General features: G+C 53.9%; 18 protein-coding genes. 3 read left to right on the top strand and 15 right to left on the bottom strand.

Features of this window, described 5'->3' with window-relative positions; all coding sequences use genetic code 11:
• The first annotated feature begins 12 nt into the window (after positions 1-12).
• Positions 13-153 carry an IS3 family transposase gene (locus ACPV3A_RS35750; RefSeq protein ID WP_426204603.1) on the top strand — a complete coding sequence of 47 codons (141 nt, stop codon included), beginning with the start codon at positions 13-15 and terminating at the stop codon, positions 151-153.
• A gap of 97 nt (positions 154-250) precedes the next feature.
• Here the strand turns inward: ACPV3A_RS35750 and ilvA are convergent, their stop codons facing one another.
• Together ilvA and ACPV3A_RS35740 are read right to left on the bottom strand one after the other, a co-directional pair.
• Positions 251-1,519 carry a threonine ammonia-lyase IlvA gene (ilvA, locus tag ACPV3A_RS35745; RefSeq protein WP_071221525.1) on the bottom strand — a complete coding sequence of 423 codons (1,269 nt, stop codon included), beginning with the start codon at positions 1,517-1,519 and terminating at the stop codon, positions 251-253.
• A 147-nt stretch (positions 1,520-1,666) separates the two neighbouring features.
• On the bottom strand, positions 1,667-2,569 hold the full coding sequence (locus ACPV3A_RS35740) for a LysR family transcriptional regulator (protein ID WP_426204601.1): 903 nt from the start codon (positions 2,567-2,569) through the stop codon (positions 1,667-1,669).
• A gap of 149 nt (positions 2,570-2,718) precedes the next feature.
• On the opposite strand from ACPV3A_RS35740, the gene ACPV3A_RS35735 reads away from it, so the two are divergent.
• Positions 2,719-3,810 (top strand): NADH:flavin oxidoreductase, encoded by a 1,092-nt coding sequence (locus tag ACPV3A_RS35735; RefSeq protein ID WP_426204599.1) that lies wholly within the window; start codon positions 2,719-2,721, stop codon positions 3,808-3,810.
• Between the two features lie 77 nt (positions 3,811-3,887).
• On the opposite strand, the gene ACPV3A_RS35730 is transcribed toward ACPV3A_RS35735, so the two are convergent.
• The 12 genes from ACPV3A_RS35730 to ACPV3A_RS35675 all read right to left on the bottom strand — a co-directional run bounded on the left by ACPV3A_RS35730 (position 3,888) and on the right by ACPV3A_RS35675 (position 20,171).
• On the bottom strand, positions 3,888-5,765 hold the full coding sequence (locus ACPV3A_RS35730) for a DUF2264 domain-containing protein (protein WP_426204597.1): 1,878 nt from the start codon (positions 5,763-5,765) through the stop codon (positions 3,888-3,890).
• Positions 5,766-6,029: 264 nt separating this feature from the next.
• Complete coding sequence (locus ACPV3A_RS35725; RefSeq protein ID WP_426204595.1) at positions 6,030-7,166, bottom strand: glycoside hydrolase family 88 protein; 1,137 nt, start codon at positions 7,164-7,166, stop codon at positions 6,030-6,032.
• A gap of 18 nt (positions 7,167-7,184) precedes the next feature.
• Entirely contained in the window at positions 7,185-9,059 is a 1,875-nt protein-coding gene (locus ACPV3A_RS35720) for a hypothetical protein (RefSeq protein WP_426204594.1), read from the bottom strand.
• A gap of 58 nt (positions 9,060-9,117) precedes the next feature.
• The gene (locus tag ACPV3A_RS35715; protein WP_426204592.1) at positions 9,118-10,740 is read right to left on the bottom strand and encodes a response regulator transcription factor; all 1,623 of its coding nucleotides are present in this window, start codon (positions 10,738-10,740) and stop codon (positions 9,118-9,120) included.
• Positions 10,733-12,544, bottom strand: coding sequence for a cache domain-containing sensor histidine kinase (locus ACPV3A_RS35710; RefSeq protein ID WP_426204590.1), 1,812 nt, complete (start codon positions 12,542-12,544; stop codon positions 10,733-10,735). Before ACPV3A_RS35710 ends, ACPV3A_RS35715 begins: the two co-directional genes overlap by 8 nt.
• A gap of 98 nt (positions 12,545-12,642) precedes the next feature.
• Positions 12,643-14,013 (bottom strand): ABC transporter substrate-binding protein, encoded by a 1,371-nt coding sequence (locus ACPV3A_RS35705; RefSeq protein ID WP_426204588.1) that lies wholly within the window; start codon positions 14,011-14,013, stop codon positions 12,643-12,645.
• A 155-nt stretch (positions 14,014-14,168) separates the two neighbouring features.
• Positions 14,169-15,008 carry a carbohydrate ABC transporter permease gene (locus tag ACPV3A_RS35700; protein ID WP_113061534.1) on the bottom strand — a complete coding sequence of 280 codons (840 nt, stop codon included), beginning with the start codon at positions 15,006-15,008 and terminating at the stop codon, positions 14,169-14,171.
• 15 nt (positions 15,009-15,023) lie between these two features.
• On the bottom strand, positions 15,024-15,971 hold the full coding sequence (locus ACPV3A_RS35695) for a carbohydrate ABC transporter permease (protein ID WP_426204586.1): 948 nt from the start codon (positions 15,969-15,971) through the stop codon (positions 15,024-15,026).
• 146 nt (positions 15,972-16,117) lie between these two features.
• Complete coding sequence (locus ACPV3A_RS35690) at positions 16,118-16,732, bottom strand: alpha/beta hydrolase (RefSeq protein WP_426204584.1); 615 nt, start codon at positions 16,730-16,732, stop codon at positions 16,118-16,120.
• 494 nt (positions 16,733-17,226) lie between these two features.
• On the bottom strand, positions 17,227-17,934 hold the full coding sequence (locus tag ACPV3A_RS35685) for a PIG-L deacetylase family protein (protein ID WP_100540310.1): 708 nt from the start codon (positions 17,932-17,934) through the stop codon (positions 17,227-17,229).
• A gap of 35 nt (positions 17,935-17,969) precedes the next feature.
• Positions 17,970-18,926, bottom strand: coding sequence for a GNAT family N-acetyltransferase (locus tag ACPV3A_RS35680; RefSeq protein ID WP_426204582.1), 957 nt, complete (start codon positions 18,924-18,926; stop codon positions 17,970-17,972).
• Between the two features lie 99 nt (positions 18,927-19,025).
• Entirely contained in the window at positions 19,026-20,171 is a 1,146-nt protein-coding gene (locus ACPV3A_RS35675; RefSeq protein WP_426204580.1) for a serine hydrolase domain-containing protein, read from the bottom strand.
• Positions 20,172-20,607: 436 nt separating this feature from the next.
• Here ACPV3A_RS35675 and ACPV3A_RS35670 point away from each other — a divergent pair, with 436 nt between their 5' ends.
• On the top strand, positions 20,608-22,749 hold the full coding sequence (locus ACPV3A_RS35670) for an alpha-amylase family glycosyl hydrolase (protein WP_426204579.1): 2,142 nt from the start codon (positions 20,608-20,610) through the stop codon (positions 22,747-22,749).
• Between the two features lie 399 nt (positions 22,750-23,148).
• On the opposite strand, the gene ACPV3A_RS35665 is transcribed toward ACPV3A_RS35670, so the two are convergent.
• Positions 23,149-23,244: an IS3 family transposase gene (locus tag ACPV3A_RS35665; protein WP_426200258.1), complete on the bottom strand. Its 96-nt coding sequence runs from the start codon at positions 23,242-23,244 to the stop codon at positions 23,149-23,151.
• Positions 23,245-23,252: the final 8 nt, after the last annotated feature.

Genomic DNA, 23,252 nt, shown 5'->3' with positions numbered 1-23,252 from the left:
AAGACCGAGAAAATATACTTGAATAAGGCAGCAAACAAAGCGGAGGTTGAACAGCAAGTGAGCGAATACATTCTGTTCTACAACCAGAACCGATTCCAGAAAAAATTAAACGACCGTTCCCCGGTAGAATACCGGGAAACGGCCGCAGCWTAAATCATGTCTTTTTTGTACTGTCTACTTGACAGGGTTATGACCAAGAATCCGGCTTTTTTACGTGGTCTGTGCCTATTTATCGCGGTCTGTGTACCTCTTAAATCAGCAGATTGAACAGGTTCATGTTCTTGTTCAGCTCTGTATAATCCAGACCCTTGCGCTGCATCCGCTCTACCAGCGGACCGTAATCCTCGGGCCTTAACAGCTCGATGCCCACCAGGGCAGGCCCGTCTTCCTTGTTATGCTTCTTCGTGTATTCGAAGCGTGCGATATCGTCGTCGGGACCCAGCACTTCTTCCAGAAACTCGCGGAGTGCTCCCGCACGCTGCGGGAAGTTGATCATGAAGTAATGCTTCAGCCCTTCATAAATCAAGGAACGCTCCTTGATTTCCTGCATCCGGTCGATATCGTTATTGCCGCCGCTGATGATGCATACGACCGTTTTTCCGCGAATCCGGTCCCGGTTCATATCCAGCGCCGCCACGGCCAGCGACCCGGCAGGCTCTACAACGATTGCATTTTCGTTATACAGCTCCAGGATGGTGGTGCAGGCTTTTCCTTCCGGTACCGTCACGATGTCATCGACAAGCTCGCAGCAGATATCGTAGGTCAGCTGCCCGACACGCTTAACGGCTGCGCCATCCACGAATTTGTCGATCTCGTGCATGGTGACCACCTCACCCTGCTTCTTGGCCTCGATCATGGACGCTGCGCCGAGCGGTTCAACGCCAATCACTTGCGTCGTTGGGCTGACGGTTTTGACATATGTTGCCACGCCTGCGGCAAGACCGCCGCCGCCAATGGTGACAAACATATAATCAGCCGGAGCGTCCAGCTCCTCCATAACTTCCATCCCGATCGTGCCGTTGCCCGCGATGATCTTCGCTTCATCGAACGGGTGAATAAAGGTCATGCCATACTCATCACAAGCCTTGATCGCTTCAGCATAAGCATCGTCGAAGGTATCGCCTGTCAAAATGACCTCGACACTGCCCCCGCCAAAACGCTTCACCTGCTTCACCTTCTGATTCGGGGTTGTACTCGGCATATAAATCTTGCCTCTAATATTCAGCGCATTACAGGAGAAAGCCACCCCTTGCGCATGGTTTCCCGCACTCGCGCACACGATCCCGTTACCACGTTCCTCGTCTGACAAGCTGCGAATCATATTGTAAGCGCCGCGGATCTTGAAGGAGCGAACCACCTGCAAGTCCTCGCGCTTCAAATACACTTCGCAGTCATACTTGGCTGACAGCACAGCGTCGCGCTGCAGTGGCGTCCGCACGATCACTTCACGAAGCACGTGGTGTGCGCGTACGATGTCCTCCATGCTGACTGCCCGTTTTGCCGTATACGTCTCTTCCATTCTCTCGATCACACTCCCACTTCGCTGCCAGGTAAACGTTGATCCTTCCGCTACCCTCATTTACGTATTTCTATCATTGTATCACTTTTCATGAAAATATCCCGCCCTTTTCTGGCAAGCTTTCGGAAACTGGAGATGTTTTCAAGATCAGGAGGCCTGAATTCCAGTCGAATTCAGACCGCCCGCTTCTCTGACGCATTCCGCGAAAGCGGCAAACGCCTTGCTGCGGAATGATTCATTGCGACGGAGTAGCCGAGTCGTGGCGCTGCGATACTCTTCCGGTACGGGGTAGGCCCTTAATCCTGGATCGGACCAAGGAATCGCCGATGCCGGCAGAAGCGCGCAGCCCAGCTTGGCCCGTACGCAGCTGAGCATCGTCTCCAATGTGCTGATTTCGATCATGTTCGCTGCGGCGATCCCTTCGCTGCTAAGCCATTCTTCGTTAGACTTCCGGAAAGGACATCCCTTGGGAAATACGATCCAAGAAGCACCCGTTAGTTCGAATGCCTTGAATGCCCCCTCTTCTTCGGATTCCTCCGACGAAGCAAGCAGCGACACCTCCTCCCGGAGTTCCAGCTCGCTCACAAGCAGCGACATGTCATAATCACCGGTAATGAACGCACCGTCCAATCTACGGCTGAGCATGCCTTCATAATGCTGTGGAGATGTTCCGCTAACAAGAGATAGCGCGACCTCCGGATAGGTTCGTTGAAAGTGGGACAAGGCCTGAATAAAGGATGGCGATGTCGCCATCGTCTCCACGACGCCGATCAAAAGCGGACCGCATGGATAGGGCGGCTCCTTCACGGCGGCAACGGCTTCCTCAGCCATGTCTAGAATCTCCTTGGCATATCGATAGAGAACGAGCCCCCTTTCCGTGGGAGTGACTCCTTTGGGATGCCTATCGAACAAAGGAACACCCAGCTCGGACTCCAGCTTGCGAATGCGCGCCGTCACGTTGGATTGCACATACCCCATCTTCTCGGCAGCACCTGATACGCTGCCTTCCTCCACGATGACGGCGATCGTCCTCAGATCCGTTAAGTCCATCCAGCACACCTTCTTGGTATCATTTTTTTTGATACATGTATTATTTTCTATCATTTTACAGTATAGACCATGCGAAATACAATCAGAACATACCCACTAACAAGCGTCGGTCGCCATAAGAGTGATCAACCATTAAGGAGGACAAAACCATGCATTCATATCCCAACCTGCTAACCGAAGCTTCATTAGGATCTTTGAAACTGTCCAATCGGGCCGTACTCTCGCCCATGACTAGAACGAGCGCGGAGCCGAATGGCTTGGCAAACGACCGAATGGTCCGATACTATCAGAGATTCGCAAAGGGCGGGTTCGGTCTGATCATTACGGAAGGCCTTTACCCGGATGACGTTCAGAGCCAAAGCTATCTCAACCAACCCGGCATGGCGAATGACCAGCAGGCCGCGTCCTGGAAGCCTGTCATCGAAGCTGTTCATCGGGAGGGAAGTAAAATCATTGCGCAGTTGATGCACGCCGGGGCCCTGGTTCAGCATGAGCGATTCATCCCGGTCGCGCCTTCAGCGGTGAAGCCGGTGGGCGCCATGCTTGAGGACCATGGAGGAAGCGGAGAATTCGCCACCCCTCGGGAGTTAACGCAGCCTCAGATTAAACAAACGATCCAGGATTTTGCGCAAGCGGCACTCCGCGCCAAGGCTGTTGGATTCGACGGGGTTGAAATCCATGCGGCAAACGGCTATTTGCTCGATCAATTCATAACCGATTACACCAACCGCAGAACGGATGAATACGGCGGGTCCACGGAGAATCGGATTCGAATTGTCGTTGAAGTGTTGGAAGCCATTCGGGCAGCCGTTGGCCCGGATTATACCGTTGGCGTGCGGATTTCCCAGGGCAAGGTGAACGATTTCCATCATAAGTGGGCTCAGGGAGTTGCGGATGCTAAGACAATATTCGAACAATTGAGCGGGGCCTCACCATCTTACATTCACACGACGGAGTACAAAGCTTACGCCCCCGCTTTCGCTGATGGCGAGACCACCTTAGCCGAGCTTGCCGCAACATACGGCGGTCTTCCCGTCATCGCGAACGGCAAACTCGGCGAGCCGGCGGTCGCAGAACGAATCTTGGCTTCTGGCCATGCGCATTTCGTTGCGATCGGCACCAGCGCCTTAGTCAACCCGGATTGGGTGAATAAAGCTCGGGCAGGGACAGAGCTGCGGCCCTTTAATCACCAATTTCTGCAGCCCATCGCCACGATCAGGGAGGATGAGGTGCTTCTATGAAGCACACGAAAGCCGGGGTTATCAATCCCCGGCTTTTGTAGTTTAGATTTATATGAAGGCGAATGACGGCATGCCCGTTAGTCCATCGGAATCACGATGACTTTCCCCGTCTGTGTCGTTATTTTAATCTCACGCTGGCCGATTTCTACACCCAGACCCTTGGTTACGGCAACCATGGAAGGCTCTTCAACGACGTGAGGACCTGGATCGCCGTGTACAGCCGATATGAGCCAATGGGTTCCGGGTTCGAGCGCCGCCATCAACATAGGAATGACGGTGCGGGGACGCAGGAGATTGGTATTAGCATGGGGATAGATGAGCTCTGCCGTATCGTAACCGAGCATGCCATAGATGGCGCTCGTGCCGAAGGTGCCGGAAGCCGATGCTGCCCCTTCTCCCGCCATGGAGCTGTTTAAAGATCCCAAGCCTAAAGCAAACCCGCCTTCTGCAGCATCAAGCATTCTTCCCGTGCTGATCCGATGGATGCGAATATGCCAAGGGAGCCCCGCCGCTATCCAGGTCCGGACCTCCACGTCTCTCCACGGCTTCCATTGTGCATACAGCACATGCTCCTGAATCCATGTTTCTTCGCATAAGCGCTTGACCCGGAACAGCCGATCACCTTCGCTAAGCGCCAGCATGGAATCGTAAGCCCCCTGGGCCAGTCCCCATTCCGCCCTCGGAACGCTGAATGCAAAGGCGGTTGAGTAAACAAACTTCTCGTACTTGGCGGAAGTATGCGTATGCTCGTTCGTAGACGGATGGCCCGTATTGAACGCGGCCACATGGCCGGTCTGCTGATCCCGGCAAAACACCAGATGCGCTTGCTCCTGCACCGAAATATCTCCCGTCTCCGGCAGTTCCTGCTCCTCGGCCGTCCAAAACGGATGCTCGTCCGGCAAAGCCAGGATCAGGAACGTCTTCAGCGACCAGTACACGGAGCCGGCCGCGTTATAATTCTCCGACATGATCCGGTTTGGGTACGCGTAGCCGATCGTCAACACGCCGTCCCGGTCGAATATGGGCTGCTGAAACCACCATCTGAGATTTCTCAGGATCAGCCCTTTTAGCTCACCCGGACGAAACCCTTCCAGCCCGGCATAGGCCGCAGCCGACCAGAAAGCCGACTGGGCAAAGCGGTACGTCAAGCTGCGTCCGTAAGGAACGGCCGCCCCGTCGGGGGCGAACCAGTGGACGAAATCGCGGGCAAACAACGCTGCCCGCTCCCTGTAGCGCCCGGCGCGTTCCGGGTCCTCCTCTCCCATCAGCTGCGCATAGATCAGACCGTAGAAGTGAAAGGCATACGGCACGTAATAATCGCTGTGCCCCCCGATTCCGTCGCTGTACCAGCCTGCATCCAGATAGAATTCCTCAATGCGCTGGAGATTGTTCTCCAGCTGCTCAGCATCGTACGGCAAGCCTGCTTTGAGGAAGCCAACGTTGACAAACACATGAAAAAATAGCCAATTGCAATCATGACAAGGGTGATGGTTGATCTGATCGAGCCACTGATAGAGGTTGCTCCTCTCCTTCTCGTTCAGCGGCTGCCAGATTCGCTCCGGAATGAGGGCGAAAGCCAATCCGAATACCGCCATCTCCACCAGCCGTTGGTCATAATCGTTCACCTTTCCCCAATACTCCGCATGCGTCGGATCCGACCCTGAACGTATCCCTTGGAGAGACAGCTCCCACAGATCCCCATGGGATCCGCCGGCAACGGCGGGTACGAGTCCCCACAGGACTCGCGAGAAACCCTCCATCTCCGCAATATCGGCATAGGCGTCGGCTCCCGATCGTTCAAGGATTAATCGTGCTCGCCCCTCGCTGTACCTTTTATTCAGAGGCTCGAGCAGTTGGGTTAGTGCTTCCTGCACATCGTCTCTTGTTCGCAGCGGATTCCGGGCAACCGGATGGGTCAAGCCGCCATCGGGATTCCCCGTTGCCTGTATGCTCATCTTCCATTCTCACTCCATTTCCGGCATGCTTCTCTTATTCATTACCTGTACTTCTACATCTCTTATCCTCTTACACGCATGTACTTTTTTTATGAACCTACTTCTCTTATTCTCTTCCTGAGAATCCACCTCACTATCCACTTCCTCGTGCTACTATTTCTCTAATCCTCTTCCTGTGCCTCTGCTCTTCCTCTTGTGTTTCTTGTTCCTGTTTCTGCTTGTTCCTGTCCTTGTACCCGATTCGTCCGCATCAATCTCCGTCATTCATTCCCAGTAAAACGGCCCCTTCCCTCTCAGCCGCGCCACGCCTTCCACAAAGAAAAAGTCGCCATAAATTAAGGGCACGTCGATATTCCGTCCTTCCGGATAATGACTGGTCCCATGAAGAATCAAGCCTTCCTCCCCATCGTTGTCCCATGTACCGTAATTCCGGTACAGCGATTCCAAAATCCGGACCGCGGATTCCCGGTATACGGCTGCCTGTCCCTGATCCACCTTGTCGGCCAGAAGCAGCAGCCCGCTGGCGGCGCAGGCTCCGGCGGACGAATCCCGGTAGATGCGGGCTTCATCCGGCGCGCGGAAGTCCCAGTATGGCACATGGTCTTCCGGAAGGTTCGCCAGGAAGAAATGCGCCACCGTTTTGGCGGTATCGAGGTATATCGACTTGTCCGTATGATGGTAGGCAAGCGTTAAGCCGTAGATCGCCCACGCCGTCCCCCTGGACCAGGCGGATTCGGGCGCAAAGCCCTGCCCGCCGATCCCTTCCACACGTTCACCGGTAGCCGGATCGTATCGAACGATATGATATACGGAACCGTCCGGCCGGACGAAGTCCCGGACCACCGTGTCCATATGGGCTTCGGCAATATGCCGGTAACGGGGATCGCCGCTGAGCTCGGAGGCCAAAAACAACAAGGGCGTATTCATGGCGCAATCGATGATGGCAAGCCCGGCGTTATCCTCCCCTTCCGACCATGGATTCCAGGCTCGAATATATTGGCCCTTCAGGTTGAAGCGTGCAGCCAGGTAGTTAGCCGCCTTGAGCGCGCGCACCTTGGACTCTTCGCTGCCGGTCAGCTTGTAGGAAGCCATACTCGTTAACGTCCACATGAAACCGAGATCGTGATCCAGTCGTACATATTGGTTCAGCACGTCATCCAAAATGAGCTCGCACTGCTCGGCGGTCGTTCTAAACTCCGCCCGGCCGCTGTCATTGTACAGAAGCCACAGCATCCCAGGCCAAAAGCCGGCCGTCCACCAATGCGGCGGCTCCAGCTGGTAGACTCCATTCTGGCTGGCATGCGGAAACCCCGCCCCAATCCGCGTTACGTTTCGACGCGTCTTCGCAAGCGACTCCTCCCAGGCCTCCGTCAACCAATCCAAAGCGATCTCCGTTTTCATTCCTCTCCACTCCTCTGTTCATATGAATTGAAACCTAAAGTCGATATTCGTATGCAAACCGGGAGTCTTCATTTTAAAATCCACGGCATACCAAGATGATTCCTGGCCGAAGTGGTCACGGAAGACATGGCTTGTCAGCTCAGGCTCAACCAGCTTGCTGTCATATTGGATCAGCAGGCCGGGCCCGTCATCTAAGGCCTGAACAACTTCTGATCCTCCTGCCTCTGCTTGCTCATAAGTACCCGGTGCCCGCAACCTAACAACCTGCCGGCCATCCATCAGCACCAGCTCGGGCTGTTTCCTGGTGACGATCCGCTCCACCAGACTCTCCAGGGGTGAATCGAACGTAAACCGGTCGCTCAGCGTCAGCTCTGGCCGATTCCCCTTCTTGTTCCATTCCAGCGTCCTTGTGAATGCCCGAAGCGCCGGAACCCGGTAGGCCGAGGCCAGCTCAAGCGCAAGCCGATCCACGGCTTCGCCCGTCACGGCTTCCCTTACAACCGCAGCGCTATCCGGGCCCTCTTGCTGGTAATGGCCGTCGATGATCGGCACGGAGTGTCCTTGGGAGCCGTTGCAATCATAGCCATACCGTCCTTCGCCGAAATACTCCGCCGTGTACTCGCCGCAGCCGAGGTCCGAGCACCATACTTCCCCGGCGCCGTACAGAATAAAATGCCCGAGATCATTATGGTTGTGCGGCTCGCCGTTGCTGCCGCCCTTGGCGGCAAACGCGTACACTTCGCCTCCATGGGAGCTGCGGGAGATCAGCCACTGGGCATCAGGCAAATAATAACTCGCCTCTCCCCAATCGCTTCCCGCCAGCAAGGGGTTCCGCCAGATCAGGTTGCGCAAGGCCGGAGCCCAGCGGCTGCAATGGTCGTCGCGGTAAGCCGACCGGAGAGACTGCGGCGGAGACTCGAATTCTCCGTACAATCCGGCCAGATAATGAGACAAGCCGATGTGCACCTTGCTTTCCGGTTGCGAATCGGAGAAGTTGACGACGGCCTTGCCTGCCAAAAAGCCCTTTTGCTGAAACAAGGCGATGCGGCCTACCTTCTCGGCACGGAACCAGTCCAGCTCGCCTCGGGTACGCTTGCGCAGCAAATCGGCATAATACACGAAATACCCGAACCCGTAATTCCAGTATCCCAGCCCTTCCAGACAAGCTCCATCGGGGCCAAAGCCCTGCAGATAATAGTCCATGCACCGCTCCGTCTTCAGCAGAATCTTTGCAAGAGATTCCCCGCTTTCCATAAGCAGCAGCGCGGCAGAGCCGATGGAACCGGCACAGACGGCTGACCAATTATGCGTCGCGGTCTCCCAGCCGTGCTCATGGCTTAGGAAAGGGGTGAACAACCGCACTTCAACCTCCTCCTCGATTCTTGAGATCAGCAGCGAAGGCAGATGGTCCCGCAGCAGCATGCGGATTTCGCTGAGGGTAAACCCGGTCTCGGCGCTGAACAGATCAATCGTCCCTTTGATGCCGCCCGGCGATTCCGCGTTCAGATGCGCCGGTAAACACCAGGTATACTCATCGCAGATGGACCAGACCATCTCCTGGAGAGCCGTCCGGTACGCTTCCTTATCAGGCTCGAGAAGGGTCAGCAGGGCAAACGTATTCAGCCGGAGCCTTCGCTCGAAATAAACCTTCTCATAGTCCAGCCTCGTTCCATGCCGGGCAAACCGGGTGAATAAGTCATAGGTCAGCGGCGGATTCGGGACAGACAGCAGCCGTTCCCCTTCCTCGCGAATCTCGGATATGTCCTGCTCGTAATCCCCGCTTCGCCGAATGCCTTCCCAGAAGGATCTCTGGTCCCTGCCTTGGTAATACATCCGCCGATCGGCGGGAGCCATCCCGTTCACAATCGTTGTCAGCTCCTGCATCCTGTTCATCGGACTAAGGCCTCCTCCCCATTTCGGCGCCCGTTCAGACACCCGTTTCATCTCCCGTTCAACCGTTCCGGAACTCTACAGGGGTCACCCCCGCATAAGCCTTGAATGTCTTGCTGAAATAACTCACATTGTCGTAAGCCAGACTTTCGCAGATTTCCCCGACCGTGCGGTCCGTCTGCCGCAGCAGCTCCTTGGCTCGCTCCATCTTCATCCGGGTGACGTATTCGATGAAGGTGACCCCCGTTTCTTTCTTGAACATGCGGCTGAAATAGCTCGGATTCAGGTGCAGACAGCCCGCAACTTCATCCAGCGTGATCCTCTGATCAAGCCGAAGGGACACGTATTTGCAGGCCTCCGCCACTTCCGATCTTCTGCTGCCCACGAATCCCCGGTCCATAGCCTGCAGGGTGGATTCCAAATAATCGTGAAGCCAGGATTTCAGCTCGTTCAGGGAATCCATGTCCATGATCTCTTTGTGCAGCGCATCGGCCGTATACGCGGGTGACAGCGAGTGCAGGAGGTGAAGCCTCAGCTTCAGGTCCAACAGGAGCTTCAATACCCAGTCCTTGACCGATTCCGGTGCGTACCGCTTCTCTTGGATCCATGAGATCCACCGATCGACCGTGTCGCGCACCGCGCATAAGCCCTTTTTACCAAGCAGCGATTCCCGCAGCTCCGAACTGGCCCGATCATAATAAGCAAAGAGATCGGGATTCCCATTCAGACTTTTCTGTTCAAGCGCTCCGTTCAGTTTCGTTATCTCCTGCGGTTCCAGATAGAATCGTTGGTGCTGGCAGGCCAGCAATTCATTAAGCCCTGCCTTTAAGGCTTCGGGATCCGCGCAGCCCCGGCCGATCAGGAACGACATGCGGATTCGCAGCACGCGCTCGAGCGTCCGCTGCACCTCCTTCAGGCAGGCGGCGGCCTCATCGTATATGTTGCTGCCCAAGCCGGGTCGATACGCGAACAGGAGCAGCGAAGACTTTGCATCATATAGGACATGCACCGCATCCGGATTCAGTTGATCCAGCACCTCCCGCAGCACGTTGCCCAGGGCAAAATGCAGCGTCTGGTTGGAAGCGAAGCGGTGCTTGATCTCCCGGACATCCTCCAGATGCCCGACGACGGGAAGGCAGTGGGAACCCGGCTTCAATATCCCGTACTCCGACAGCTCATGCCGCCATTTTTCGGGTGACAGCAAGGGCTGGTGTATGAAATTTTTGAGGCTCTGCTCCTTCCGCAGCTCCTTGGATTCGTCCACCAGATAGATCATCCGCGACCGTTCCCAGCCCTTCTGTGCTTCCTCGTCCATTGCCTGCTTGAAGCGCCTCAGCAGCTGTGCCAGCTCCTCGGGGTCGAGCGTATCCTTCAGCAGATAATCCTGCACGTTCAGCCGCATGGCCTGCTGGGCATATTGGAATTCGTTATGGCAGGACAGAATGGCGATCCGCACATCGGCTTTCACTTCTTTGATGCGTGCGGACAGCTCGAGCCCGTTCATTTTGGGCATGCCGATATCCGTAATCAGAATATCCGGAGGCGAAGACTTCGCATCCTCCCAGGCACTCATGCCGTTCTCATAACTTCCCATCAGATTCAAACCCAGCTCATTCCACGATATGGCCTCCGACAACAGCTCGATGACGGGATAATCATCGTCCACCAGCATCACGTTATACATCCGCATTCCCTCTTTCCGGTATAAACATCTCGATCACCGTTCCCTGGCCAGGCTCGCTGTAAACGTGACATTGAAAAGCCTCGCCGAACACCATACTCATCCGTTCCATCACATTTTGAAGACCGATATGGGAGAAGCTGCCTCCGCTTGCCTCTTCCTGCTTCGAGGACCCGTCGGAGCCGCCTTGGATTCTGCGGGTAATCGACTCCCTGATGGCTTCATCCATGCCGATGCCGTCGTCCTTCACCGCCAGCACGAGGTGCCTGCCCTTCATGACGGCTGCAATCCGGATCATCCCTGCCTGCTGGTTGAGCCCATGGATTAATGCATTCTCCACGATCGGCTGCAGGAAAAAGCGCGGTACCTTAAAGAGGAAAGCCTCCGGCGCGATATCCAGCTCCAGCCTGACCTCCTCCTTCTGCCGGAGGTTCATCAGGGCAACATAATGCGAGATCAGGTCGATTTCTTCGTGAAGCGCAATCTCGTCCTCCTCGCGGCTGATCGTCATGCGGAGCAGCACGGACAGGGAGCCGATCATCTTGGCGCTTTCGGGATCGCCCCGTTTCATGACCTTCATCCGGATCGAATTCAGGACATTGAACAGAAAGTGGGGATGGATCTGGGCTTGTAGCATTCGGAGCTCCGCTTTTCGTTTTCTCGCCTGGTTCTCGGATATTTCCGAAATCATGGCTTTGAACCGGTCCAGCATGTCGTCGAATAAATGACCGAGCCGACCAACCTCATCATTGCCATGAACATTCGACCTTACTTCCAGATTTCCGCGCTGCACGGCGGTTGCCACTTTGCCAAGCTTGACCAACGGCTTCGTAAACGCGCGTACAAGGGCAATGAGCAGCAGCAGAAAGATCAGAAAGAAGCACATCTGAAACCAGAACACCCGGTTAAAAATCGAGTTGATATTGACGATCGCATCCTTGTACGGCTGCATCAGCACCAGGCGCCATCCGGCAAACGGAATGTCCTGGTGTACCATCAGCTGTTTCTCCCCCTTCATCGGTACGATCGAATACGGCTTATCTTGATCCAACTCATCAAGATAAGCAAAGGTCGTTCCGATCTGGTTCTGATAACTGCCGGAAACGATCGTTCCCTTGGCATCCAGCAGCACCATATCGTTGCCTTCCGAAAGGGAGTTGAAGATCCCGCTGATCTGATCCTCCATGAACGTTACGATCACGTAGCCGTATATCTCGGAATCCGGCAGCCTGAGCGTGCGCACCACCGATAGCTGCGTCGGATGATCGATTTGGTCGGGGAGGAACATCGTGGCCTCCGGCTCCGTCCATAGAGACTCCAAGCCTTGCAGCTCCGAAATCCGGCTGAACCAAGGGCGCTGCCTGTAATCGAGCGGATTGTAATCGCTTACGGAATAATTCATGTAATAGGAGCCGTTCTCTAGGATGACGGTCACATAACTTTTCTCTCCGACGACCGTCAAGCTGAAAAGATGCTCCAAAACTCGGTTGGAGTCCATAAATCTGCGGTAAGGATCCGGGTCTTCGTTGCCGGAGACCACCTGTTTGAAGTAAGAATTCAACCCGGAATTCATCTGAATATAGTTGGCGATATTGATTTTGCTTAAGAGCAGATTCGTCACCGATCCGCGGACCAACTGAAGGGCATCGCTTGCGTTGGATACCGCCTGCTGCCTCAAGGCTTCCTTCGTTAACGAATTATACAGAATCAAGCTGACGATGGCGGGAACGACGATGCAGGTGATGGCAGCTAATATCAGCTTATGCCTGATGGAGCTCGGGATCAGGCTCTTGAGTCGTGCGGGCATAGGATCCACCTCGGGTATGGCGTGACGGGAATGATGTACGCGAATTCAAAAAAAGGGACGAAGAATTCCGTCCCGATTTTTTTGTCTATTATACCAGATCATTTTTTGTTGGATTCTATAATTTTGTTCACTCGCTCCTGCGAATTCGCAACGGTCTGGTCGATATCCTGATTGCCCAGGATCAGCTTCTCATACTCCTCGTTCACCGCCTCGTACACTTCCGCCTGATAAGGTGCCGGAGGCACGATGGCAGAGGCCTTCGAAGCGACCAAGGTGTCCACAAGCGATTTCTTGTCTACCTTCTCTGGACTCTTCGTGGCCGACAGAATGGTGTCGATGATCTCTTCCACCTGCTCGGTTTTCACCTGCTGCCAGGCCGGAATGTTCTTGCCCTGCACGATTTGCCCTTCCGTTGTGTACCAGCGGACGAATTTATAAGCTTCTTCCTTATGCTTGGACTTGGCCGCCACCGCCACGTAATCCGTGGTGACCGGCGTAAGCCCCGTCGGATCGCCTTTCTCGTTTTTCGGGAATGGGGCTACGGCGACATTGAATTCCAGCGGCACTTTATCCGTTCCGCCGATCTCCGTGTTCATCCAGCTGCCAATCGTGATCATGCTCGCGGATTGATTGAAGAATTGCGTCCGATAATTCAGCTTCTGGGAGATCATGTCCGTGTACGGCACCGAGGATTGGTCCTCCTTCTCCATCCGCACGCGCAGCTCCAGCGTCTTCCTGAAGGTCGGGTTATCCAGATTGGAAGAGCCGTCGGCCTTCAAATAATCGGTATCTTGAGGCTGATTTGCCATCATCAGCTTCAGAAACTCCAGCCATCCTCCCCCTTGCGGACCATGGAAGTATGTTCCGTAGCGCTTTGACGCTCCTTCGCCTTGGGTCAATTTTTTGGCATAATCCGCATATTCGTCCCAGGTCCAGTCCGTCGGAACCGGCAGTCCCGCTTCCTCCAGATGATCCTTGTTCAGCAGCACATACCACGGGTTGAACTTGCCGGGCAGCGCGTAGACTTTGCCGTCGAGGCGGGTATCTACTTTATAATCCGTTTCCACGCTGTAGCCGTCCTTCGCGATAAAGTCATCCAGCGGCTCGGCCATGCCGAGCGCCACCCGCTGCGCGTAACCCGCCGGATCGCTGAACATCAGAATGTCCATCTGGGCCGAGGATGCCGCCTCCAGGTCGAGCTTCTTGAACGCCTCCTGCGTATCCCCCTTCTCGCTGAGCTGGACCAGCTCAATGGTCACGCCCGGCGTTGCCTCTTCATAGGCCTGGATCGTTTTCTTCCAATTGTAAGCTTCCTCCGTGCCATAGGTGTACAGCCTCAGATTGGTCTTGCCCCCGCCTTGTTCGGAACCCTCTTGCGCCGCATTCTCCTTCGCTCCGCCGCAGCCGGACAGCAGGCCGATCACCATTGCAGCCGTAAGAACGCCTGACCACCATTTCTTGTTCATCATTGTCTATAACCCTCCCCATTGATATCAATATCGGTATGTAAGGTCGTGACGATTCTTGCTGTAACTATCCCCATTATATAGAGCGCTTACATCTTAACCATAAAACAATCTTTACTGATGTTGGAACTATTTTTACCCCATTCATTCCCGGGCTCTTAACCCTTGACCCCGCCCAGCGCGATGCCCTCGATGACACTCTTCTGGCCGATGATAAAAACGATCAGCAGCGGGAAGATCGCCGACACGGCAGCAGCCATGATCAGGGAATAGAATTCTCCGCTCAAGGACGTGAATTTCTGCATCGCCAGCGGAATCGTGAACAGCCGGTCCGTCCGCAGGAAGATGAGCGGATTCTGATAATCGTTCCACGTCCAGATGAAACGCAGGATCGCATACGTGGCAACAGCGGGCTTCACCAGCGGCAGTGCAATCGACCAGAAGATTCGCGGATGGTTCGCGCCGTCGATTTTGGCGGATTCGATGAATTCCTGATGCACGCCCATGAAGAATTGCCTGAGCATAAACGTTCCGAGCACGCTGAAGCTTCCCAGCATAATGAGGCCGAAATGGTTATCAAACAGCCCGATGTTGCGGTACAGAATAAACTGCGGGATCAGGATGGCCTGGCCGGGAATCATGTAGGTCACCAGCACGATGATGAACAGCCAATTGCCGGCGGCAAACCGGATTTTGGAGAAGCCGTAGGCCGCCAGGGCGGATACCATGGCCGAGATGATCGTGGTCAGTATGCTGACCTTGATCGAGTTCCAGTAATAGAGATAGAAAGGATAATCGCCGAACCATACCTCCTTATAATTCTCGATGGCGTTCCACTCCCGCGGAATCCACTGGATCGGATATACGAATACGTCTTTCTCCACCTTAAAGGATGTAACCAGCATCCATATAAAAGGAAGGAGAAACAGAATGCTCACCGCGAACATCGCGATCGTAACGATGAGCTTGCGCCAGTCGACGCCGACTCTTGTCCCCATATAGCGCCCTCCCTCCTAGTAGTTGACCCACTTCTTCTGAGCAGCCCACTGACCCAGCGTAATCAGCATGACAAAACCGAACAGAACCGCGGCAATGGACGATGCGTAACCAACCTTCAGGTTGACGAATGCCGTATCGTATAAATACCAGACCATCATGGTTGTCGATCCAATCGGTCCGCCTTGGGTCATAACAGCAATGATATCAAAGACCTTAAACGTGGAGATGACGCCCGTCACCAGCAGGAAAAATGACGTTGGCGACAGCAGGGGCAGCGTAATGCGTCTGAACTTGGTCCACCCGTTCGCTCCATCGATATCCGCCGCCTCGTACAGATCCTTCGGAATGGACTGCAGCCCGGCGATATAGATAATCAGATTGAAGCCGATGGAGATCCAGATCGATATCAGCATGATGGAAATCAGCGCGAAATTCGGATCTGCGATCCACTTGGGCGGATCGGACATCCCGAGCGTCCGGAGGATTTCGTTGATCGGCCCGTAGGACGGCTGGAACAGCACCTGCCATACGACGGCCACCGCCACGATGTTGGATATGTAGGGCATGAAGTAGGCCACTTTAAAATAGCCCTTCATATAGACAAACCGGTCGATCAGGATGGCCAGCACCATCGAGATTATCATGTAGACCGGAACCGTCAAGAGAAACAAGATGTTGTTGCGCACCGACTTGATAAACATGTCATCCTCCAGCAGCTGGCGGAAGTTCTGAAACCCGACCCACTGGATGCCATCCCAGCCTTGCACGAAATTCCAATCGGCAAAACCCAGCACGAGCGTAGCCAATATCGGAAACAGCACCAATATGATGACGCCGATCAGCATCGGGCTTACGAATGCGATCCCCCATAGGTTCTCACCCCGCTGCAAGGATCCCCGGGATCTGTGTCCCCGCGCAGGCTGGGTGCCATGCTTCTTCATCGTCTCCATTGCCTGTGCCATGTCGGACCCCCCTCGATTCTTATTCGATGGGTTAAGTATAAAAAAAATACCGCCAGCGTTTTGACGGTATTTTGATCATATTCGCTTTCATTTTTACTTATTAGGTAAGGAATGCATGGTGCTTGTATATCATGGCATCCTTGGTATTAGAGGAACTTCTCCTTAAACCAGGCAGCGGCCATCCCAACCTCTGCACGGCTCAGCTGATGCCCCCCGTTCTCCCAATGCAGCTTCACGTCCGCCCCTGCTGCACTTAGCATTTCATTCAGGTCCTCGCTCTCCTGCGGGGTGCACATCGGATCGTGACGACCGGCCGCGATGAAGACGGGAATGCCAGTCAAATCCGGTAAGGCCTTATCCCGCAGCGGAACCATCGGATGGTGGAGGATAGCCCCTTGCAGCGCATCTCCCTCGTGGAACAGCAGGCTTGCGGCAATGTTGGCGCCGTTCGAATAACCAACCGCTACGATACGGCTGCGGTCAAAACTGTATTCGGCGGCTGCCCAATTCAGGAATTCATTCAGGTCCTGCGTGCGTTTCACGAGATCTTCTACGTCGAATACGCCTTCAGCGAGACGACGGAAAAATCTTGGCATGCCGCTCTCCAGAACATTTCCGCGGACGCCGAGCACATTCGATGCGGGCGAGATCATCTCGGCCAGCGGCAGCAAATCCTCCTCATTCCCTCCGGTACCGTGCAGCAATAGTAAGGTTGGTGCCTCCGGAGAAGTTCCTTGGCGGTAAATATGCGTATGTTCCATTTGTATTGTCTCCTTTCGATTGGTTATATGGTTAGATTCCGTTTTACAACCATGAATGTTAGAATTCCCCCTGAATAGCCCAATAGGACCATAGGCTACCCTAAAAGTCACATTATAAACTAGGCTGCAATCCTTCTAGAGACTGCACTAGAACCCTTCATTAATATCTTTAATTTAAGATTCTTTAAATACATAATACCACGGAATTATAAAAATGCAACAGCATCCCTTCCGCATCCCGGTCAGAGTTGTACTCGGACATGCTTTGTCGCCAGTATCCTCAGCCTTTAACAAATGAAAAGAGAGGAAGCCTCCATATGGAAGACTTCCTCTCCTGTTTGTATTCTCTATATGATTCCGTACGTGTTCCCCCGTAACATCACTCATTATATCAAAAGATAGGTATAATGTCAGTGGATGTTTTGGCATTTCTCACAATTTTTTTGTGATTTCATTAGGTGTTATTCCAATTATCTGGATGTAAAAGCATATAATTAGAAAAACTGTAATCGTTTAGTCAACGCACCTCTCGGCACGGCAAAGGCTTGTGCCCGCTTGAAGTTCACCGGAGCCCCCCTCACAATCGTGAGCGCTTTGTAATATTCGATAAACGGGAAGCCGTACGTTTCCCCACGCGCATAAGCATACACGTTCATGGCTCTCACCCAAGTTTCATAGGCTTCGTCCGGGATATCAATAAACACCTCAGGGTGAAAATCGTACGGGTCCTCCCAATTGTCCGCATAGTATAAATGCTGGGCATAATGGGCCGGAAGCTCTCGTTCAATCGTCTTCAGCCCTGCATAGAAGCGGGCGTCCTCTACAATGTAATGGGTATTGGAGTGGTCCTTGTGGATGCTCTCCTTCCAATGCGTGATGATGATATCGGGCTTCACTTCCCGTATGACGTCCGCTACCTGATATTTCACTTCCTCATCGAGCGGCAGCTCGGCATCCTTGTAAGCAAGGAAACGGACATCCGCGCCAACGATATCGGCAAATTGGTGAGCCTCGTCAATCTTCTGCTTCGCGTACTCCTCCGGCGTCAGACGAGGGTGTCCCTTCTCCCCTGGCGTTAAGTGAAGAAACGTTGCTTTGTGGCCAGCTTGTGTGTATTTGGCGATCACGGCGCCCGCCGTAAGATCCATATCGCCCGCATGTCCGCCAATCGCCAAAATATGATGCTGCTTTGCTTCCGTCAAATCGGATCTCCCCTTTGTATGGAAAATAGTAGAATCTATTGAAGCGTTTTGCTCATAATATCGAACCGGCGCGTCACATGAAATCCGGCCTTGCGGTACAAATGCCCTGCCGGGCTTTGTTCGCCCGTCCAGAGGAACCAGGCTCCATGCAGCCCCTGCGCCCGCATGAGGGCGAGGCAATCATATAACAGAATTTTCCCCAATCCCTTCCCTTGCATCGACGGGTCCACGCCAAACGGACCAAATCGTTCAGCCACGCCTTCATATCCGTTATGCAGGCAGAATCCCACCAGCTTTCCTTGATCGCGCGCGATCAGGATCTGATCCGTTGTTAATCGCTGCAGCAGTCCCTCGCGAATCGCCCGACCCCAATCCGGGTTAAACACATCCGTCGCAAAATCGATCAGCTCCACCAAATCGCTGTCCTGAGCCAGCATGAAGGTGAAGCCTTCTTGCTCACGCTGCCGCTTTAATTCCGCAACCTCCGGCGGCTTACGAAAATCGACCAGGGAGCGATCCATCGCAACCGCCGTATAATTGCGGGTAAAGCCGCTTGCAGCAAGCCACACCAAGCCCTCCGGATAGCGCTCGCCATCGATTCCAGGAACGATATAATTCGGGGCATACGAGGAGAAAAAGACTTTGCTGCGTCCATGATCGCGAAGATAGTCTTCGCCGTCCTGCAGCAGCCGCGATGCCACACCCTGTCTCCGAACCGATGGATCGGTATAGAAGAAGGTGATCCACCCGCGATCCAGCTCCAGTTCGGTTCCGATCATCGGCAGCCTCCGGCGTACCGCATACAGTACGCCTACCAAGCGGCCCTCCTCCTCCGCAATCCGCAGTCCTTGCGGATCAAAGTTTGGATCGAGCAGCACCAAGTTCCGAAAACGAAGCCGAGTCATGGGATCTCCCGGTAGACAGTCATTCCACAGGGTAGTAATAGCGTCTTCGTCCCCAGGCCGATAAGCCCTGTAGGCTAAACTCGTCATTGCATATTCCCTCCTTATTGTCGTAATGCTTCAGATTTGCTTGGATTCGCTTCCAGTTCCGCGAAACGATGCCGAATCGAACGACGACTCATTCCCATCTCACCATGCTACGGCTCCCGTCAATGCATTGTGGACTTGGGCCCGAAGCTGGGCCACGCTGCTGCTCCGTCCCCCGTATACGCGGTTTGTCAGCAGTACGACCGCGAGATCCAGCTCGGGATCGATCCACATGCTGGTTCCGGTAAATCCGGTATGTCCGTAACAGCCCGGACCCATCCAATCACCCGAAGCGTCCATTTTATCCCCTTTCAGTACCCACCCCAGGCCACGGTTGGAGCCATGAATATGCCCCGTATGGGTACCAGTAGCCGTAATCGCCGCCGCCCTAGATAAGATGCGGAATTCGCCGCCTCCTGTCTCTGGCCTCACCGTTACCGGGATCGCCCCTTGTGCCAGCCACATTCGGGCGTATTGCAGCAGATCGCCTGCGGTCGCAAACAAGCCGGCATGACCGCATACACCACCCAAGGCCCGTGCTTTCTCGTCATGCACAATTCCGCATAGATGATCCTGGATGGTATCCTCATGCTCCGTTGCTGCATAGCGGCCGGCCTGTTCCGGCGCAGGAGTCAGCGTCGCATGACGCATGCCGAGCGGATCCAACACCCGTTCCTTTACTGCCTGCTCTAAAGACATTCCCAGGACCTTCTCAATCATGCAGCCAAGCGCCAAATATCCCAGATCACTGTAAATCACCTCGGTATCCGGCTTGGTCACGAGCGGTGCGGAAAGAACGGCATCCCACATCCGCTCCCTATCCCACCCCTGCGAATGCAGGTTCATGTCCGCCTGGAGCCCGGAGGTATGCGTGAGCAGCTGTCCTACCGTAAGCTCTTCTTTACCGGCCGTTCCGAATGGAGGCAGAATGTGACTTACTTTTGTGCTTAAGCTCAAGACTCCCTCATCGATCAATTGCAGAATCAACGGGAGTGTAACCACCACCTTCGTTAAAGACGCACAATCGTATAACGTATCCGTGCTGACCGGCACAGGCTGACCCTGCATTGGTCTGGGGTTGGCATAACCGGCACTATAAAACCACTGCTTGCCTTCATGCATGACACCCAACACGGCACCCGGCGTCGTACCCGCGGCTATTTCGCGTTCAATGGCGGTGCACGCCGCCTTCACTCCCTTGATTCCCAAGCCCAGCTGCTCTGCACCGGCTTCCGCGCTGCTCGCCATCCCATCTTCCCTCCTTTGCTGCAAGTCCTTAAGTTTGGAATACTAAATAACAGACACATCATTTAACTCCACAGCACCTTTGAAAATGTAAACGTTTCCTAAACCTATTATATGATCTGTAAAATTTTGTTTCAATATTAATTAATTATTATAAAATTTAATTTCATCGCTTCCCACTTAAATTTTCCTTTTATTTGGATATAATATATTGACACTTGAATACGCTTCCATTTACAATAATGTTGAAATCAAACACTCGCATAATTTAAGGGCCATGCATTCCGTCACCGCACACCCGGTATGGAACAACCCCGGTTTCTCTACAGGAGATTCCGGGGTTTTTTGTTGCCCGATTTAGTATGGGAGGTGATGCTCAAGCAGCCGATAAGCTAGTAAAACCAGCCTTCTCTATATCAGCTACATAGGAGGAATTACGATGAAAAAGTTTTACAAACTGACAACTTCTCTTGCCCTTAGCTTGTCCCTGGCCTTGAGCCTTCTCGGCCCTGCTCATGCGGCCCCGGATACTTCGGTGTCCAATAAACAAAATTTCAGCACCGATGTCATTTATCAAATCTTTACGGACCGTTTCTCCGACGGCAATGCTGCCAACAACCCGACCGGACCTGCCTTTGACGGTACCTGTACCAATCTGAGGCTATACTGCGGCGGTGACTGGCAAGGGATCATTAACAAAATCAACGACGGCTACCTGACCGGCATGGGCGTTACCGCTATCTGGATCTCCCAGCCAGTCGAGAACATCTACAGCGTCATCAACTATTCCGGCGTGAACAACACCGCTTATCACGGCTATTGGGCCAGAGATTTCAAGAAAACGAACCCGGCTTACGGCACGATCGCCGATTTCCAGAATCTCATCGCAGCCGCTCATGCCAAGAACATCAAAGTCATCATCGACTTCGCACCGAACCACACCTCTCCCGCTTCCTCGGACCAGCCTTCATTCGCGGAGAACGGCAAGCTGTACAACAACGGCACCCTGCTCGGCGGATACACGGGCGATACACAGAATTTGTTTCATCATAACGGAGGCACCGATTTCTCAACAACAGAGAACGGGATTTACAAAAACCTGTACGACCTTGCCGATCTGAATCACAATAACAGCACCGTGGATACCTACCTGAAGGACGCCATCAAAATGTGGCTCGATCTGGGCATTGACGGCATTCGAATGGACGCGGTGAAACATATGCCATTTGGCTGGCAGAAGAGTTTCATGGCTACCGTCAACAACTACAAGCCGGTCTTCACCTTCGGCGAATGGTTCCTCGGCGTGAACGAAGTAAGTGCAGAGAACCATAAGTTCGCCAACGAATCCGGCATGAGCCTGCTGGACTTCCGTTTCGCGCAGAAGGTACGCCAGGTATTCAGGGACAACACCGACAATATGTACGGTCTGAAGTCCATGCTGGAGGGCTCGGCAGCCGATTACGCGCAGGTGGAGGATCAGGTTACGTTCATCGATAACCATGACATGGAACGCTTCCACAATAACAGCGCTAACCGCCGTAAGCTGGAGCAAGCGCTGGCCTTCACGCTCACTTCCCGCGGCGTGCCGGCCATCTATTACGGAACCGAGCAATACATGTCCGGCGGCAACGACCCTGACAACCGGGCAAGAATTCCTTCTTTCTCTACGACGACGACCGCTTACCAAGTAATTAAAAAGCTGGCGCCACTGCGCAAATCCAATCCGGCCATCGCCTATGGAACGACCCAAGAGCGCTGGATCAACAATGATGTGCTGATCTATGAACGCAAATTCGGCAGCAACGTGGCGCTTATCGCTGTAAACCGCAACGTGAATACGCCGGCCTCCATTACCGGATTGGCGACTTCATTGCCTGCAGGCAGCTATGCCGACGTGCTTGGCGGACTTCTGAACGGCAACAACTTGACCGTTGGCACAGGCGGAGCAGCTTCCAACTTTACGCTCGCTGCGGGCGGTACGGCCGTATGGCAATATACCACGGCCGTGACTTCGCCAACGATCGGGCACGTAGGACCGATGATGGCCAAACCAGGCGCAACCATCACCATTGACGGCCGCGGCTTCGGCGCAACCAAAGGCACGGTATACTTCGGCTCAACGGCCGTAACAGGCGCTAACATTACGGCGTGGGAGGACACGCAGATCAAAGTGAAGATCCCTGCGGTAGCCGGTGGCGTATATAACATCAAAGTCGCCAATAGCGCTGGCACTTCAAGCAATGTACACGACAACTTCGAAGTGCTGACAGGGGATCAAGTCAGCGTCCGGTTTGTGGTGAACAATGCCACCACCGCGCTCGGACAAAACGTGTACCTGGCTGGCAGCGTAAGCGAGCTCGGCAATTGGGATCCTGCCAAATCCATCGGACCGTTGTACAACCAGGTTATCTACCAATACCCAACCTGGTACTATGACGTCAGCGTACCGGCCGGTAAAACCATCGAATTCAAGTTCCTGAAAAAACAAGGCTCGACGGTAACGTGGGAGGGCGGCTCGAACCATACCTTCACGGCTCCAACGAGCGGCACAGCCACCATTAACGTGAACTGGCAGCCGTAAGCCCATAAAAACGCACCATTCCTTTGCTGCTCCGGCTAACGGCACAACCACCGTGAATGGGTATAGCCGCCGACCATAAGTCTTTACCGAAGAGCGGCACCTAAACAAAACCAGCTCCGGGACAGTTCCCGGAGCTGGTTTTTATTCATGCAGGTTAATAATTCCAGCAGGCAGTAGCCCGTTACGCACAAGCACCTCAACATCCCCTCTCCACCTGCATGAGCGATTCCCAAAGGGAGAGCGTCCCAGCAGGCAGTAACTCAACAAGCGCACGAGGTAACTCACGCTCCCTCGCTAATCCCAGCACCTCCGAGTAACACGCCTCCAACAAAAAGCCGATGAAGTTGGTTTCCCTTTGGTCATAACCCTGTCAAGTAGACAGTACAAAAAAGACATGATTTATGCTGCGACCGTTTCCCGGTATTCTACCGGGGAACGGTCGTTTAATTTTTTCTGGAATCGGTTCTGGTTATAGAACAGAATGTATTCATTCACTTGCTGTT

Origin of the sequence: Paenibacillus sp. Dod16 (genome assembly GCF_049893405.1) — a bacterium.
Classification (GTDB): Bacteria; Bacillota; Bacilli; order Paenibacillales; family Paenibacillaceae; genus Paenibacillus_AQ.
This window is presented reverse-complemented; position numbering and strand designations above follow the sequence as displayed.

What these genes read in the sequence shown, in the direction of transcription:
- ACPV3A_RS35715 (WP_426204592.1), bottom strand. Translation starts at nt 10,740, where the DNA reads ATGTATAACGTGATGCTGGTGGACGATGATTATCCCGTCATCGAGCTG.
- ACPV3A_RS35725 (WP_426204595.1), bottom strand. Translation starts at nt 7,166, where the DNA reads ATGAAAACGGAGATCGCTTTGGATTGGTTGACGGAGGCCTGGGAGGAG.
- ACPV3A_RS35730 (WP_426204597.1), bottom strand. Translation starts at nt 5,765, where the DNA reads ATGAGCATACAGGCAACGGGGAATCCCGATGGCGGCTTGACCCATCCG.
- ACPV3A_RS35705 (WP_426204588.1), bottom strand. Translation starts at nt 14,013, where the DNA reads ATGATGAACAAGAAATGGTGGTCAGGCGTTCTTACGGCTGCAATGGTG.
- ACPV3A_RS35680 (WP_426204582.1), bottom strand. Translation starts at nt 18,926, where the DNA reads ATGACGAGTTTAGCCTACAGGGCTTATCGGCCTGGGGACGAAGACGCT.
- ACPV3A_RS35710 (WP_426204590.1), bottom strand. Translation starts at nt 12,544, where the DNA reads ATGCCCGCACGACTCAAGAGCCTGATCCCGAGCTCCATCAGGCATAAG.
- ACPV3A_RS35670 (WP_426204579.1), top strand. Translation starts at nt 20,608, where the DNA reads ATGAAAAAGTTTTACAAACTGACAACTTCTCTTGCCCTTAGCTTGTCC.
- ACPV3A_RS35690 (WP_426204584.1), bottom strand. Translation starts at nt 16,732, where the DNA reads ATGGAACATACGCATATTTACCGCCAAGGAACTTCTCCGGAGGCACCA.
- ACPV3A_RS35740 (WP_426204601.1), bottom strand. Translation starts at nt 2,569, where the DNA reads ATGGACTTAACGGATCTGAGGACGATCGCCGTCATCGTGGAGGAAGGC.
- ACPV3A_RS35700 (WP_113061534.1), bottom strand. Translation starts at nt 15,008, where the DNA reads ATGGGGACAAGAGTCGGCGTCGACTGGCGCAAGCTCATCGTTACGATC.
- ACPV3A_RS35735 (WP_426204599.1), top strand. Translation starts at nt 2,719, where the DNA reads ATGCATTCATATCCCAACCTGCTAACCGAAGCTTCATTAGGATCTTTG.
- ilvA (WP_071221525.1), bottom strand. Translation starts at nt 1,519, where the DNA reads ATGGAAGAGACGTATACGGCAAAACGGGCAGTCAGCATGGAGGACATC.
- ACPV3A_RS35675 (WP_426204580.1), bottom strand. Translation starts at nt 20,171, where the DNA reads ATGGCGAGCAGCGCGGAAGCCGGTGCAGAGCAGCTGGGCTTGGGAATC.
- ACPV3A_RS35695 (WP_426204586.1), bottom strand. Translation starts at nt 15,971, where the DNA reads ATGGCACAGGCAATGGAGACGATGAAGAAGCATGGCACCCAGCCTGCG.
- ACPV3A_RS35720 (WP_426204594.1), bottom strand. Translation starts at nt 9,059, where the DNA reads ATGAACAGGATGCAGGAGCTGACAACGATTGTGAACGGGATGGCTCCC.